This window comes from Arthrobacter sp. SDR-2R, assembly GCF_057747955.1.
This window is the reverse complement of the sequence record NZ_CM173231.1, coordinates 1,698,340-1,711,648: the sequence shown is the minus strand read 5'-3', so window position 1 is coordinate 1,711,648 and position 13,309 is coordinate 1,698,340. Positions and strand designations below refer to the sequence as shown.

At 66.8% G+C, this 13,309-nt stretch carries 17 protein-coding genes; 7 read left to right on the top strand and 10 right to left on the bottom strand.

All coding sequences use genetic code 11. The features are described from left to right. Positions 1-7: 7 nt before the first annotated feature. From AC3ANU_RS07975 to AC3ANU_RS07950, 6 genes are all read left to right on the top strand, one after another. Positions 8-811 (top strand): thymidylate synthase, encoded by an 804-nt coding sequence (locus AC3ANU_RS07975; protein ID WP_018769098.1) that lies wholly within the window; start codon positions 8-10, stop codon positions 809-811. After that, the gene (locus AC3ANU_RS07970) at positions 808-1,392 is read left to right on the top strand and encodes a dihydrofolate reductase (RefSeq protein ID WP_018769097.1); all 585 of its coding nucleotides are present in this window, start codon (positions 808-810) and stop codon (positions 1,390-1,392) included. Before AC3ANU_RS07975 ends, AC3ANU_RS07970 begins: the two co-directional genes overlap by 4 nt. A gap of 4 nt (positions 1,393-1,396) precedes the next feature. Next, positions 1,397-1,615 carry an NF038396 family protein gene (locus AC3ANU_RS07965; protein WP_018769096.1) on the top strand — a complete coding sequence of 73 codons (219 nt, stop codon included), beginning with the start codon at positions 1,397-1,399 and terminating at the stop codon, positions 1,613-1,615. A 91-nt stretch (positions 1,616-1,706) separates the two neighbouring features. Next, complete coding sequence (locus AC3ANU_RS07960; protein WP_488315820.1) at positions 1,707-2,030, top strand: hypothetical protein; 324 nt, start codon at positions 1,707-1,709, stop codon at positions 2,028-2,030. Between the two features lie 40 nt (positions 2,031-2,070). After that, positions 2,071-2,475: a VOC family protein gene (locus AC3ANU_RS07955; protein WP_488315819.1), complete on the top strand. Its 405-nt coding sequence runs from the start codon at positions 2,071-2,073 to the stop codon at positions 2,473-2,475. Next, positions 2,472-2,756 carry a winged helix-turn-helix transcriptional regulator gene (locus tag AC3ANU_RS07950; protein WP_018769093.1) on the top strand — a complete coding sequence of 95 codons (285 nt, stop codon included), beginning with the start codon at positions 2,472-2,474 and terminating at the stop codon, positions 2,754-2,756. Before AC3ANU_RS07955 ends, AC3ANU_RS07950 begins: the two co-directional genes overlap by 4 nt. A gap of 271 nt (positions 2,757-3,027) precedes the next feature. Here AC3ANU_RS07950 and AC3ANU_RS07945 read toward each other — a convergent pair whose 3' ends face one another. Beyond that, complete coding sequence (locus AC3ANU_RS07945; RefSeq protein WP_488315818.1) at positions 3,028-3,951, bottom strand: phosphotransferase family protein; 924 nt, start codon at positions 3,949-3,951, stop codon at positions 3,028-3,030. A 250-nt stretch (positions 3,952-4,201) separates the two neighbouring features. Here AC3ANU_RS07945 and asd point away from each other — a divergent pair, with 250 nt between their 5' ends. Further along, on the top strand, positions 4,202-5,332 hold the full coding sequence (asd, locus tag AC3ANU_RS07940) for an aspartate-semialdehyde dehydrogenase (protein WP_488315817.1): 1,131 nt from the start codon (positions 4,202-4,204) through the stop codon (positions 5,330-5,332). Positions 5,333-5,391: 59 nt separating this feature from the next. Here the strand turns inward: asd and AC3ANU_RS07935 are convergent, their stop codons facing one another. The 9 genes from AC3ANU_RS07935 to AC3ANU_RS07895 form a co-directional block, all read right to left on the bottom strand. Continuing rightward, positions 5,392-6,366 carry a type IV toxin-antitoxin system AbiEi family antitoxin domain-containing protein gene (locus tag AC3ANU_RS07935; RefSeq protein WP_478223089.1) on the bottom strand — a complete coding sequence of 325 codons (975 nt, stop codon included), beginning with the start codon at positions 6,364-6,366 and terminating at the stop codon, positions 5,392-5,394. Positions 6,367-6,496: 130 nt separating this feature from the next. Next, the gene (locus tag AC3ANU_RS07930; RefSeq protein WP_488315816.1) at positions 6,497-7,600 is read right to left on the bottom strand and encodes a winged helix DNA-binding domain-containing protein; all 1,104 of its coding nucleotides are present in this window, start codon (positions 7,598-7,600) and stop codon (positions 6,497-6,499) included. A 72-nt stretch (positions 7,601-7,672) separates the two neighbouring features. After that, a complete protein-coding gene (locus AC3ANU_RS07925) occupies positions 7,673-8,740 on the bottom strand; it encodes a UDP-N-acetylmuramate dehydrogenase (RefSeq protein WP_488315815.1) in 1,068 nt (355 codons plus the stop codon). A gap of 22 nt (positions 8,741-8,762) precedes the next feature. Continuing rightward, on the bottom strand, positions 8,763-10,037 hold the full coding sequence (locus AC3ANU_RS07920; protein ID WP_488315814.1) for an MFS transporter: 1,275 nt from the start codon (positions 10,035-10,037) through the stop codon (positions 8,763-8,765). A 30-nt stretch (positions 10,038-10,067) separates the two neighbouring features. Further along, the gene (locus tag AC3ANU_RS07915; RefSeq protein WP_488315813.1) at positions 10,068-10,505 is read right to left on the bottom strand and encodes a MaoC family dehydratase; all 438 of its coding nucleotides are present in this window, start codon (positions 10,503-10,505) and stop codon (positions 10,068-10,070) included. 2 nt (positions 10,506-10,507) lie between these two features. Beyond that, positions 10,508-10,969 carry an FAS1-like dehydratase domain-containing protein gene (locus tag AC3ANU_RS07910; RefSeq protein ID WP_056388879.1) on the bottom strand — a complete coding sequence of 154 codons (462 nt, stop codon included), beginning with the start codon at positions 10,967-10,969 and terminating at the stop codon, positions 10,508-10,510. Positions 10,970-11,035: 66 nt separating this feature from the next. Further along, positions 11,036-11,260 carry a DUF3188 domain-containing protein gene (locus tag AC3ANU_RS07905; protein ID WP_018769084.1) on the bottom strand — a complete coding sequence of 75 codons (225 nt, stop codon included), beginning with the start codon at positions 11,258-11,260 and terminating at the stop codon, positions 11,036-11,038. A gap of 35 nt (positions 11,261-11,295) precedes the next feature. Then, positions 11,296-12,255, bottom strand: a complete 960-nt coding sequence (locus AC3ANU_RS07900) for a DUF2797 domain-containing protein (RefSeq protein ID WP_488315812.1) — start codon at positions 12,253-12,255, stop codon at positions 11,296-11,298. A 27-nt stretch (positions 12,256-12,282) separates the two neighbouring features. Then, entirely contained in the window at positions 12,283-13,146 is an 864-nt protein-coding gene (locus AC3ANU_RS07895) for an HpcH/HpaI aldolase/citrate lyase family protein (protein WP_134163680.1), read from the bottom strand. Positions 13,147-13,309 lie beyond the last annotated feature (163 nt).

Here is a 13,309-nt window from a genome sequence, read left to right as displayed (position 1 = left end):
TTGGGGCGTGAGCATCCCTACTCCCTACGAAGACCTCCTGCGCGATGTCCTGGCCTCCGGCACCCATAAGTCGGACCGCACGGGAACCGGAACCACCAGCGTTTTCGGCCGCCAGATGCGCTTTGACCTGGCCAAGAGCTTCCCGCTGATCACCACCAAGCGGGTCCACTTCAAGTCCGTTGCCGTTGAACTCCTGTGGTTCCTGCGCGGTGAAACCAACATCAAGTGGATGCAGGACCAGGGCGTCACCATCTGGAACGAATGGGCGGACCAGGACGGCGACCTGGGCCCGGTCTATGGTGTGCAGTGGCGCAGCTGGCCCACACCGGACGGCGGGCACATCGACCAGATCGCCGAACTAATCGAGAACCTCAAGTCCAACCCGGACTCCCGGCGGCACCTCGTTTCCGCCTGGAATGTCTCCGAACTCAACGACATGGCGCTGCCGCCCTGCCACGCGTTCTTCCAGTTCTACGTGGCCAACGGCAAGCTCTCCTGCCAGCTCTACCAGCGGTCGGCGGACATGTTCCTGGGCGTCCCGTTCAACATCGCCTCCTATGCACTGCTCACCTGCATGGTGGCCCAGCAGGTGGGGCTTGAGCCCGGCGAATTCATCTGGACCGGCGGCGACGTGCACATCTACGAGAACCACATGGACCAGGTCCTCAAGCAGCTGGAACGCGAGCCGTACGAATACCCGCAGTTGAAGATCACCCGCAAGCCGGCCTCGATCTTCGATTACACGCTGGAGGACTTCGAGGTGGTGGGCTACAAGCACCACCCCACGATCAAGGCACCGATCGCCGTATGAGCACCGAAAACTTCACCGATCCCCAGTCCTTCACGGAGGAGCTCGCCGCCTCCATCACCGGCGTCGGCCTGGTCTGGGCTCAGACGTCCGACGGCGTCATCGGCAAGGACGGGGACATGCCCTGGCACCTGCCCGAGGACCTGAAGCACTTCACCCGCCTCACCACCGGGCACCCGGTCATCATGGGCCGCAAGACCTGGCTGTCCTTCCCGGACAAGTACCGCCCCCTGCCCGGCCGCACGAACATCGTCATCACCCGGCAGAAAAGCTGGGCCAGTACGCCTGAGGCGGAGGGCGCCGTCGTGGTTCCCTCCCTGGATGACGCGCTCCTTGAGTCGCAGTTTGTCGACGGCGGCGAAACGGTCTGGATCCTGGGCGGCGGCGATGTTTTCCGCCAGTCCACGGACCTCGCCAACGTTGCCGTGGTCACCACCATCGACATGAAGGCCGACGGCGACACGTTCGCTCCCGAGCTTGGTCCCAGTTGGGTGGCGTCCGCCTCCGTCCCGCCGGACGGCTGGCTGACAGCCGCCAACGGCACGCGCTACCGATTCACCAAATGGTCACGGACCGAGGGCTAGGAACATGCTGAAGAAACCCGAAACCCTGTTTGTCCTGGGCTACATGCTGCTGCCCCTGCTGGCGCTCCTGTCCGCGATCGTCGGCCTGACCATGATCCTGGGCGGCAACAAGATCGCCGGTGCAATCGTGCTGGTTGTCGTCACCCAGGCCTTCGCCTTCGGCGCGTTCTTCGCGCTGCGGGCCCGGAAGGCTGCCGTGCTGGAGGAGTCGGACCGGGGTTAGTGCATACTGCCGTGCAAGGGCAGGACAACCCAACGCGGCCGTAGTGATCCTGCCTTAGGCTGGGGCCTGCAGCGCGCTGAACTGCTGCGGGATGAAAATTGGGGGAATCCTGGTGGCAGGGACTTTGTGGGGTGCCGACGTCGATCCACTGCGCACCCTCGCGCAGCACTTCAGCAAAACCGCGGACCTGCTGCAGCAGCAATCGACACAGCTGGGCAGCCAGATCAACAACAATCCGGCGTGGGGCCCGGGCTGGCTCACTGATCCCGAAGCCAACCTCATGGTTATCAAGCAGCACCTTGGCAGCAACCTAGAGGGCGGCGTCACTCTTCGCCCGCCGCGAGGATCCCACCGTACAGACCCTTTCCGTGAAGAATGGCGGCGACGGATCATGGACCACTATCTCCACACATAGAGGCTTGACGATGTACTTGCATTTTGCAAGTATGAGCCGCATGAGCCTTTTCATCACCTGCCCGGTTGAGAGCGTCGAGCGCGCAACCGCCTTCTACACCGCCTTGGGCTGGACCCTTAACGCCGAGATGTCCGATCACAACGTGTCATGTTTCCAGATTGCGCCCGAGCAGTACGTCATGCTCGGAAGCCGCGAGATGTACGCAAGCGTCGGCGGCGCCGAGGAGCTGGTCGGCGGACCCGACACTCCTTCGAAGATCACGGTCTCATTCGACCTCGGCAGCCGCGAGGCGGTCGACCAGCTCACTGAACGCGCCGGCGCAGCCGGCGGGCGGATCGGTGACACCGACGACTACCCCTTCATGTACCAGCGCCAGTTCGACGACCCCGACGGCTACCACTACTCGCCGTTTTGGATGAAGCCGGACACCGACCCGACCGAGTGAGCGACCTCGCCGCGGCCCTCGACGTCGTCGGAGCACGGTGGGCCCTGCTCATCGTGGAGCGGCTGCTCGACGGGCCACAGCGCTACGGCGATCTGCAGCGCGACCTCGGAGTGCCGACCAACATTCTCGCGACCCGCCTGCGCGAGCTTGAGGCCGCCCGCGTACTGTCCCGTCTGCCCCTCCGGCACAACACCCGGGCCTATGCGCTGACCGACCGGGGGCTCGCCTTGCGCGAGGCGATCGTCGCGCTGGCACGCTGGGGCGGCGAGGAAGTGGTTTAGGTGTGGCGAGGAATCGCGATGCGCTCCACAAGCTCGGTTATGCCAGGGTTGTGAGTTGCAGCGGGAGCCCTGAAAGCGGACCCGGCACAGCGGCGAGTAGGCGATGCCTCTGGTTCTCTGCCGTGAAGATCTTGATTTCATCCGCGCAAAAAGAAGTGGCGTCGGCACCGCTCACATCATTGACTTTGTGCCGCCCGCAAGGGGCCGGTGGCACCGAGCGGAATCCGGAGCGCGCCTTACGCCGCGTACCACGGACCGACGCAGGTCGCTGTCACAGGAGCAGCGCCTCGAGCTCCGGAAGTCGGCCGAACAGGTCGGGGAGGCCGCGCACCCCGTTGCGCACAGCCTCGTGCGACAGCGCGAGGTCAGGGCCGGTGCCCGCCTCGACACCGGCGAGGCACCGGAGGATGTTCCACCTTGTGTGCCCCAGCCAGCCGCCGATCATGAATACAAACCAGCTTGGACCTGAAGGCGGCAGGGTTCCGTCCCCCGCGACATAGCCGTCGAGAACCGAGCGGAAAATGCTGGGCTTGATGTCGTCGAAACCACACCCCTTCGCGATGCTCAGCGCGGTCGAGCCGAGCTCACCGGACAGGTCGAGCATGCCGGAGAGCTCCCAGTCGAGCACCACCGGCCGACGCTCTTTAGTGAGCAGATTCCATGGTTGGATGTCCCTGTGGGTGAGTACGACGGGGCCTGGCCGTTCGCAGGTGTCGACGAAGCGGGCAATCTCGAGGAACGTCTCGACGTGAGAAGCGAGCTCGTCGGCCCACGGTTGTCCGGTCGCCGCCGCCCGCGCTGCGAGTTCGGGCCAGTCCCGTGGCACCGGGTCCTCGACCGGCACCTGCGTCCATGGGATGTCGAGTGCATGGATGCGCGCGAGGATCTCACCGATCTCAAATGCGTACTCCGCCGACACCGGCGCTTCGGGCAGCTTCTCGCCTTCGACCCATCGGTGAACGAGTGTATGGTGGCTGGCCGAGATCGGCTCTGGCATCGGAATGCCGGCAGCGAACGCAGCCCGCTCAAACCTGAACACATCCTCGACGCGATAGGTCCAGCGGCGGTCGACGAGGTTCAACTCCTTCACCGCGAACGACCCCTGGTCAGTGTCGAGTCGGTACACCCGGTTGGCGAACCCGCCGTGGACGCGAATCATCGGCCCGATCGGCGCGCCGAGATGCGAAAGGTTCACCCACTGATTCTAGGAGCTGGCAGTTCCTTGATACACCGAACTTTCCCGGCCGCTTGCCGGGACCAGGCCAACGAGCTGCGCAAGGAGCGGCAGGCACCCGAACCTGGAGCAGGACACGTCAGCAAATGACCCGCAAGGCGTAGCCGGGACAACGGGCCCCTCACGCAGGCCGCCGTCGTACCTTTCCGGGCTGCCGGCGGCGTGACGTAACCGACTGCGACCTGCCGGTTCCGAAGTCTAAACTGGACCAATGACTACAGCAGCTACCCCTTCCGTCGGCCTGGTCGGATGGCGCGGCATGGTCGGTTCCGTCCTGATGCAGCGCATGCAGGACGAGGGCGACTTCGCCAACATCAACCCGGTGTTCTTCTCCACCTCCAACGCGGGAGGTGCCGCGCCTTCCTTCGCTGAAGGCGCCGGCAAGCTCGAGGACGCGTTCGACGTCGACACGCTGGCAAAGCTGCCCATTATCGTCACCGCACAGGGCGGCGATTACACCAAGCAGGTCCACGGCGAACTGCGCAGCCGCGGCTGGGACGGCCTCTGGATCGACGCCGCTTCCACCCTGCGCATGAGCGACGACTCCATCATCGTGCTGGACCCCATCAACCGCGACGTCATCGACAAGGGCCTGGTCAACGGCACCAAGGACTTCATCGGCGGCAACTGCACCGTTTCCTGCATGCTGATGGGCCTCGGCGGCCTGTTCAAGAACGGCCTGGTGGAGTGGGGCACCTCCATGACCTACCAGGCGGCGTCCGGCGGCGGTGCCCGGCACATGCGTGAGCTGCTCAGCCAGTTCGGCACGCTCAACGCCGAGGTCAGCACGGAACTGGACGACCCGGCGTCGGCCATCCTGGACATTGACCGCAAGGTCCTGGCCCACCAGCGCACGGACATCGACGCGACCCAGTTCGGCGTTCCCCTGGCCGGGTCCCTGATCCCCTGGATCGACGCCGATCTGGGCAACGGGCAGTCCAAGGAAGAGTGGAAGGCCGGGGTGGAAACCAACAAGATCCTGGGCACCTCGGAGGAAAACCGCGTGATCATGGACGGCCTTTGCGTCCGCATCGGCGCGATGCGGTCGCACTCCCAGGCCCTGACGCTCAAGCTCCGCGAGGACCTGTCCGTCGCCGAAATCGAAAAGCTCCTGGACGAGGACAACCAGTGGGCCAAGGTCATTCCGAACACCAAGGAAGCCTCCATGGCGGAGCTGACCCCCGTGGCCGCCTCCGGCACCCTGGACATCCCGGTGGGCCGCATCCGCAAGATGGAGATGGGCCCGCAGTACATCAGCGCCTTCACCGTGGGCGACCAGCTCCTCTGGGGCGCTGCCGAGCCGCTGCGCCGCATGCTCAACATCGCCACCGGCAACCTGTAAAGGCGTACAGCTGCCCACGAGCGGCCCCTGCCCGCATGAACGGTGCTCCCCAGCGCCGTTCATGCGGGCAGGGGCCGTTTGTGTGTTCCGGGCTGTCCGAGGAACGCCGTCAGCCGGGCACGGAGCTCCCCGGGCCGGTCCAAGTGATTCCAGTGCAGCCTGAAGACCCGCCACCCGGCCTCCACAAGCGCATTTTCCCGCCAACGCTCCGCGAGCAGCACTTCCTGTGTCGGTTTGTGGTCCGTGTATTTGACGGCGCCGTCAAATTCGACGATCACCCGGGTTTCAGCATCGGCGAAGTCTGCCCGGAAGAGGCCCGCAGTCGTCGTGATCTCCACCTGTGGCTTGAATGTGGCCAGACCGAACGAGCAGAGCAGCAGCCTGGTCCTGGTCTCCCCGGCCGATTCCGATCTCGCATCCAGAACCTGCAGCAGGTCCGAAGCGCGCCTGCCCCCGCGCGTGACATGGCTTTCCTCCAGCAGCCGCCGCATGGTGGCCAATGATGCGCCCTTGCGGAGGGCGTGGTCGCCGATGACGGCAGCCTTGTCGAGGGGCAGGGTCCGGGCGCAGTCCAGCACGGTCCTTTCGATGGAAGTGGTCAGGATTTCGCGTCCGTCGGGCGTCCACAATGAAGCCAGTTCTTCTTCTGTGAGCGGGAGGCGGTGGGTCTGGACGTCCTGGCCGGCGCTGGCCCGCGAATTGGAGTACTGCGTTGTCACGTGGACCAGGGATCCGGCGTTCCACACATGGCAGCCGTGCAGCCGTGCCGCGCTCGCATGGCTGTACCGGGCCCGTCCCGAGGTCGACTCAAAGTGCGCCATGATTCGGAGCTGGTCCCGGTCCCACGGTTTTATGGTGTTCCAGTGTGCGGCAAGGACATATGCTCCCCGCCGCACGCGGAGCAGGGCACCGCTCTTCACTGCTGCTGTCACCACCCGGTCATCCAGCCCGGCAGCGGCCAGCTGTGCGGTGGATGCAACGGCTCCTTCAGGCCAGCGATCGTAAACCAGGGCACGTACTGTCTCGGCTTTCATCGTTCAAGCGTCGCTGGCGTGCAGGCCTGGCGACAGCCGCCCCCACCGCCATGTGGATTGTCGCTAGCCTGAGCGGCCCTTGCCCGCAATACCGTTGCTGCCCAGCACCGGTTATGCGGGGCAGCACCGCTCACGTGGCAAGGAACGTTAGATACCGCCGGGCGGCCCTGGTGAGGGCTGCCCGGGCTGCCGGCCCCAGCTGCCGGGTCTCGTCAAAGAGTTCGGGCACGACGGCGGCACTGCTGCCCGTGCCCTGGAGCGCCCAGGTGCCCACCACCTTCCCCGCCGCAACCACCGTCTTCTTGAAGACTCCGTTGCCGCCGGGAACTATCAGGTCCGAATGCTCCGGCGCCAGGACGGGAGTCCGGTCCGTGTAGCCGAGGACGAACTCATCGAACCCGGGCAGCAGGTGAAGGGAGCGGCCTCCGGGAACACCGGAATCCAGGAGGGATGCCACCTCCGGTGAGAGCCAGTAGCTGGTGCCATCGATGTCCAGCTCCACCAGTTGGCCCTGCACGTGCTGGAACGCGGCGCGCACCTCGGTCAGCGGCAGCTGGGTCCACCAGGCAAAGTCGCGCACGGTGGCCGGGCCATGGCTCCGGAAGTACCGAACCATGAACTCACCGATGGCCTCCTCGCGCCCGGGAAGGCGTGACGCCGGAATCCACTCGTCGAAAGCCGCGATCAGCTGCTGGTTACCCGAAAGCGGCCCCGGCACCAGCCAGCCGTGCCGGCACAGCGTACCCAGGAGATGGATGCCGCGCTGGCCCTGCGTTGGCTGGCCACCGGCGTCGAAAACCTTGAACAGCCCGGAACGGCTGACGGGACCATCGGCCAGGATGCGGTCCAGCGCCAGGTCGCGCGCCTTCTCAATATCAGCCCAGGCAATCTCCAGCTGCCGGTGCCTGGCCGCAATGCTCCGGGTAAGCCGCTCGGCGGTGAGGTCCAGCATCCAGCGCAGGTCCTCGGGGGCAACCAGGTGCAGCGTTCCACGCATGGGCCACGACCGGACCACACTCCCGGAATCGATGGCAGTGCGGACGTCGGCGATCCCCGCACCGGGTACCCGGACCCCCACTGCCCACAGCGCCGCCGGCAGGTCCTGCGCCTGCATGGCGGTCATCCACCGGATCAGTTCCGGTACTGAGCCGGCACCGTCCCCGGTGAGACGCTGCGACACCAGCCGGAGCCTGCCGATCATCCTGTGGTCGCGCACGGAACCAGATGCAGCCATGCGCCCATCCTAGGCCGGGGACCGCGGTGGCGGGATGCCTACAGTTCCAGCGCGCCTACAGTTCCGGGATGCCTACAGTTCCAGGCCGATGAGCAGCGGCTCCGGGTGCAGCTGGATGCCAAAGCGGCGTTCGACGCCGGCCCGCACCTCCCGTGCCACAGCCACCATGTCGGCGGCGCTGGCTGAGCCGCGGTTGGTGATGGCCAGGGTGTGCTTGGTGGACAGTGAGGCGCGGCCACCGGCCACGCCATCCGGTTCCAGGCCGAAGCCCTTGCCGAAGCCTGACTGGTCGATCAGCCACGCGGCGGAAAGTTTCACCAGGCCGTCCTGGCCTGCCGGATACCGCGGCGCCGCTTCGGGCAGCGTGTCCGCGACAGCGGCCGGGACGATGGGGTTGGTGAAGAAGGAACCCGTGGAATACGTATCACGGTCGGCGCCGTCCCACACCATGCCCTTGGAGGCACGCAGCCGGAGCACTTCCCGGCGTACGCCGTTGGCGTAGGCGCGCTTGCCCACCTCCACCCCGAGGGATCGGGCCAGTTCGGCGTAGCGGATGGGGGCGCTCATCCGTCCCAGCGGCAACTGGAATTCCACAGTGAGCACCACGTACCGGGGCGAGCCGTTGACGGTGGTCTGCTTGAGGATGGAATCCCGGTAGCCGAACTTCAGTTCGGAGTTGGTGAAGGTTTTCACGGCGTTGCGTTCCCGGTCCCAGGTGCGCACGGCGGCAATGGTCTGCGAGACCTCAGAGCCGTACGCCCCCACGTTCTGGACCGGCGTGGCACCCGTTGAGCCGGGGATCCCGGACAATGCCTCAATCCCGGACCACGCGTGGCGGACGGCGTGCTCCACGAGCTTGTCCCAGTTATGGCCGGCCTGGACCACCACTGCCACGCCACCGCACGAGTCCTCGGCGTTGACCGTGAACCCCTCCGAGGCGATCCTGACAACGGTCCCGGGGAACCCGTCGTCGGACACCAGGAGGTTGGACCCGCCGCTGATGATCAGGACCTGCTCGCCGGCCGCGTCCGCGGACCGGACGGCGTCGATGATCTCTGCCTCGGTCCGGGCCTCAATGAACTTGCCGGCGGGGCCGCCTACGGCGGACGTGGTCAGGGAGGAAAGCAGGGTGGGAGTCACCCATCAACAATACTAGGGAAACCTAGGCGGGCTTCCGGGCCACCGGGGACAGCACGAAGCTCACGGCCAGCATCACCACCACGGCAAGGAGTGAGTGCAGGATGCCCACGTGTTCGGCCAGCAGGCCCAGCAGCGGCGGCCCGCACAGGAACGCCCCGTAGCCGATGGTGGACACCACCGATACCCGGGCCGCTGCCTTCGCCGGATCGTCGGCTGCTGCGGACATGCCCACCGGGAAGCCCAGGGACGCACCCAGGCCCCACGCGGCGAGGCCAATATAGGCGAGCCACGGCGCCGGGGCGAACACGAAGACGGCCAGGCCCAGGACAGCCATCGCAGCGCACCAGCGCATGACGGGTACCCGTCCAAACCGGTCCAGCAGCGGCGTCCCGGCGAACCGGCCGATGGTCATGAACGTGACAAACAGGCCGTATCCGGCGGCGCCGGCGGCATCGCTCTGGCCGTGGCCGTCCGCCAGGGCCAGGGCCACCCAGTCCCCCGCGGCGCCTTCGGCAAGGGCGAGGCCGAGCACCAGGACGCCCAGCAGCAGTGTCCGGCGATCCCGCCACGCCTGCGCGATCTTGCGCTTGTTGTCCAGCGGCGCCTCCGCCGTGCTCCCGGCGCGGATCAGGGGGATGGGGCCCGTGATGGGGTCTTCGAAGTTGTCCGGGGAGTAGGTGCGCTCCCCCGCCACCGGGGTGACGTCGGCGCGGAACCAGGACGCCGCCGTCGCCACCGACACGGCCACCACGGCCCCCGCCGCCGCAAGGTGCCAGAACACTGGCAGGGACACTGCCGCCGCAGCGGCACCAAGACCCGCACCCGCCACCGTGCCAAGACTGAAGGCACCGTGGAGCCGGGGCATGATGTGGCGGCCCACTGCACGTTCCACGGCTGCGCCTTCCACATTGGACGCGGTGTTCCAGCTCCCCGTCCCCAGGCCGATGATGGCCAGGCCTATGGCCGTTGCCACCGGGCTTGCCAGCACGGTTGTGCCAAAACCGGCGGTCAGCAGCCCGGCCCCCACCATGATGCTGCCGGTGCGGATGGTCCGTTTGGACCCCAACCGCAGGACGATCAGCCCGGAGGCCGAGACAGAGGCGAACGAGCCCAGCGTCATGCACAGCAGGATCACGCCGATGTTGCCCGGGCTCAGGTCCAGCGCGTCCCGGATGGCGGGCAGCCGGGACACCCAGGAGGCGAACGCCAGGCCGCTGGCGCCGTAGGCCACCACGACGGCGTTGCGCCAGTGGGTGACCTGGGCGGCGGTAGCCTCGGTTTTGGGAGCGGAGGTCAACGGGTGCTGCCCATCATCACCAAGCGCGCATCAGGACAGCTTGACGAGGGCCTGGGCCTTCATCAGGACCTTCTGCCCTGCGGAGATAACGGTGAGGTCAACGCGGGCGGTGCGTGCGTCGGCGTCGAGCTTTCCGATGGTGCCGCTGACTTCGATAGTGGCGCCGGACTGGTCCGTTCCGGTGGTGTCCGCGACCAGGACCGGCTTGGTGAAGCGGGTCTGGAAATCGACGACGGCGGCGGGGTCGCCTGCCCAGTCGGTCACCAGCTGGACGGCTGAGCCCATGGTGAACATGCCGTGTGCGATGACGCCCGGCAGCTCCACGCTGGTGGCGAAGGCCTCGTTCCAGTGGATGGGGTTGAAGTCGCCGGAGGCACCGGCGTACTTGACCAGGTCCGTGCGGGTGACCTCGATGGTGCGGCTCCCGATTTCCTGGCCGGCGCTGAGTTCATTGAAGCTGGGGCTCATGGTTACTGTCCCTCTCCGCGGACCAGGATGGATGACGTGGTGGTGGTGACCGGTTCCCGTGAATCGCCGGAACCGAGGGCGAAGATCTCCGAGCGGGTGGTGATCATGGCACCGCCGCCCATGGCCCGGACGCCGTCGACATGCAGTTCCGCGACCAGGCGGTCCCCGGCAATGATGGGCCGGTGGTGGGTGAAGCGCTGGTCCGCGTGGACCACGCGGGAGAAGTCGATGCCGGATTCCGGATCCTCGATGAGCTGGGCGTCGGCCCGCTGGGCGATGATGATCGCGAAGGTGGGCGGCGCCACCAGGTCCGTGTGGCCCAGCGCCTCGGCGGCGTCGACGTCGAAATGCGCGGGGTGGGTGGCCTTCACGGCGCGGGCGAACTCGCGGATTTTCTCGCGGCCAACGTCGTACACCTCTGCGGCAGGGTAGCTTCGGCCCTGCAGATCCGGATTGATAGTCATGGATTCCAGCCTATCGCCCGCGTGTTGGCGGGCAGAAAAGGCCCGCCGCAACCGTTACGGCGGGCGCTACCGGCGCAGGTTCTTCCGGATGGCCTGGCCGCGGACCACGATGCCCACGACGTGCAGGACAAGGCCCAGTCCGATCAGCGGCAGGGAGGCCCAGGCCAGCGTTTGGTTGCCGCCGGTGTTGCCGATGATGTTCAGGATGATGCCGACGGCGATCAGTCCCATCGCGCTGAAGACCAGGACTTTGTAACGGGTTGGCGCGGTGGCCCAGAATTCGTTCAGCACCGTGCAAGTCTACCCGCCGGGCCTGCCGGATCCCGCTAGAACAGGGATTCCTGCACCGCCGGGACCTCCGAGGCGTAGCCGCCCAGGATGATGGTCCGGGCGGCCAGTTGGGAGAGGTTGACCACGAACGCGGCGTCCGTTCCATCCAGCCGGGCCAGAGCATTTGCCCCGCTCAGGGCAGTGACCGTGAAGCCGTGCTGCCCCTGGTCCAGTGCGTGCGGGTAGGCATGGCGTTGGGCGGGCCCGTAGAGGGCTTCAGCGTGCGCCGGCCTCGCCCACTGCTCCTCCACAGTTACAAAACCGTCGACGGCGGTGCGTGCCAGCAGTGTGCGCACCTCGCCGGCCGCGCGGGCGTTGGCGGCCTGCAGGCCCCGTTCCGGGAGCGGCTGCAGGAGGGCGTCCGCTTTGGCTGCGGACCGCACCTGCTGCGTCAGGCCCACCTCGGCTGTCACCAGGTCCTCCAGGATCCGCACCACCCGGCCGTCCCGGGCCCGGGCAACATAAGCGGCCGCAGCGGCCCCCTGCTCCGCGAGCCTGTTCCACTTCCGCGGGCCGGAGGCCGTTCCCACCTTGGTGGCACCGCCCGCGAACGTGGCAACGTACAGCCAGTGTTCCTGCATCAGGTAGTCACGGAGGCCCGGAGTGACCCTGCCGCCCCGGTGGAAGTCGTGCATGAGCCGGGACTCGTCCAGCACAAAGCACCGCTCGCACTGCTTTCCCCGCAGGGCCGGGGCAGCGGAGGCGCAGAGGACGTGGCTCCGCGAGGTTGCCGACTGGACCCGGATGTGGCCCAGGCAGGACCTGCCCGGTTCCACCACCTCGAAGCCGAGGCGCCGGCCGGGGCTAAGGCTGAGCTGACGGAAGTCCCCCTCCGGTGACTGGAGGCGCAAAACCGCGCCGCCGCCGTCGTCCGCGGCCCTGGAACCCTCCGGCGCCCTGGAACCCGGCAGCGCATCCCAAAAGACCCCGTGGACCAGATGGCGGGTATCGGTCACGGGGTCTCCTGAAGTGGCGGGTGGGTGTTACAGCGCGGGCTGCACCCCGAAGGCTACGGCGAGCTTCATGATCTTCTCGGCGCGGCCAAGGCGGGGCAGGTCGGAGCCGTCACGGATGACGCGGCCGTTGGCTTCGAAGTCGTTCATGAAGTCGGTGGCCCACGCGACGTCCGACGGCGTGGGGCTGATGACCTCGTTGATCACCGGCGTCTGGTCAATGGCCAGGCAAAGCTTGCCGGTCATGCCCATCATCACGGTGATGCCGGTCTGCTCGCGCAGGATGGGGTGGTTGGTGCCGACGGTGGGGCCGTCAATGGGGCCCGGCAAGTTGCCCACCCGGCTGGCGACCACGAGCTTGGCCCGCGGGTAGGCCATGGCCTCCGGGGTGGCGGCCATGCCGGTGTCGCGGCGGAAGTCGCCGGAACCGAAGGCCAGGCGGAACGCACCCTGGGCCTTGGCGATATGGTTGGCTTCCTCGATGCCCAGGGCGGATTCCACCAACGGGATCACGGGGGTCTTGCCATCCATGCGGTGGAAGCTCTCGGTGACCTGGTCCGCGGATTCGGTCTTGGCGAGCATGACGCCCAGCAGGCCCGGGGTGCCGCGCAGCCCGGCAAGGTCATCAGCCCAGAACGGGCTGGTGGCGTCATTGATCCTCACCCAGGCCTTGCCGCCGCCGGTCAGCCAGTCGATCACGTTGGCGCGGGCCTGGTCTTTCTGGGACGGGTCCACCGCATCTTCAATATCCAGGATGATCGAATCGGCGCGGGAAACGGCCGACTGGTCGAACAGCTCCGGCTTCATGGCATTGACCAGCAGCCAGGAACGGGCGATCTCTGCGGGGATATTGCGTTCCGGCCTAACAGTTTCGGCGGCGATGGTAGACGTCATGCTTTCTACAGTATCCGCCCCGCAAGCGGCAAGGCGAAGAAATCGGCCAGCTTGTGAGGATCAATACGAACTAAACGGGATATGACTGTGTCTCCGGTTAAATGCGGGCAGCAGAAAGGGCCGTTGTGACCTGCACAACGGCCCTTGCTGCTGCCCGGCCGGG

What these genes read in the sequence shown, in the direction of transcription:
- AC3ANU_RS07970 (WP_018769097.1), top strand. Translation starts at nt 808, where the DNA reads ATGAGCACCGAAAACTTCACCGATCCCCAGTCCTTCACGGAGGAGCTC.
- AC3ANU_RS07965 (WP_018769096.1), top strand. Translation starts at nt 1,397, where the DNA reads ATGCTGAAGAAACCCGAAACCCTGTTTGTCCTGGGCTACATGCTGCTG.
- AC3ANU_RS07960 (WP_488315820.1), top strand. Translation starts at nt 1,707, where the DNA reads ATGAAAATTGGGGGAATCCTGGTGGCAGGGACTTTGTGGGGTGCCGAC.
- AC3ANU_RS07955 (WP_488315819.1), top strand. Translation starts at nt 2,071, where the DNA reads ATGAGCCTTTTCATCACCTGCCCGGTTGAGAGCGTCGAGCGCGCAACC.
- asd (WP_488315817.1), top strand. Translation starts at nt 4,202, where the DNA reads ATGACTACAGCAGCTACCCCTTCCGTCGGCCTGGTCGGATGGCGCGGC.
- AC3ANU_RS07935 (WP_478223089.1), bottom strand. Translation starts at nt 6,366, where the DNA reads ATGAAAGCCGAGACAGTACGTGCCCTGGTTTACGATCGCTGGCCTGAA.
- AC3ANU_RS07930 (WP_488315816.1), bottom strand. Translation starts at nt 7,600, where the DNA reads ATGGCTGCATCTGGTTCCGTGCGCGACCACAGGATGATCGGCAGGCTC.
- AC3ANU_RS07915 (WP_488315813.1), bottom strand. Translation starts at nt 10,505, where the DNA reads ATGAGCCCCAGCTTCAATGAACTCAGCGCCGGCCAGGAAATCGGGAGC.
- AC3ANU_RS07910 (WP_056388879.1), bottom strand. Translation starts at nt 10,969, where the DNA reads ATGACTATCAATCCGGATCTGCAGGGCCGAAGCTACCCTGCCGCAGAG.
- AC3ANU_RS07895 (WP_134163680.1), bottom strand. Translation starts at nt 13,146, where the DNA reads ATGACGTCTACCATCGCCGCCGAAACTGTTAGGCCGGAACGCAATATC.